Raw genomic sequence first — 234 nt, 5'->3', positions numbered from 1 at the left:
TCCTAACATTATTTTCAATAAAATATTCTTGTACATCACCCATTAAACGCAATGCAAATTCGGTTGAAAAAATACAGGTATTTTGTGCTTGATCTTCTTTTAAAATATCTGCTTGTACAGTACCTCGTACTTGCGCAATGGTATCTTTCTTTATGCTTTTGTAAACCTCATTTGGCAACACTTGGTCTCCTGTAACTCCAAGTAACATAAGTCCTAATCCATCATTTCCTTCAG

1 protein-coding gene is annotated in these 234 nt (G+C 34.2%); it reads right to left on the bottom strand.

Translation table 11 applies throughout. The features are described 5' to 3' along the window. Window positions 1–234, bottom strand: a 234-nt coding sequence (locus tag FUA24_RS02845) for a methylmalonyl-CoA mutase family protein (RefSeq protein ID WP_148539997.1), incomplete at both ends; no start/stop codon positions are given.

The organism is Seonamhaeicola marinus (assembly GCF_008085455.1).
Note: the sequence above shows the minus strand (reverse complement) of the source record. Positions and strands in the feature narration are given on the sequence as shown.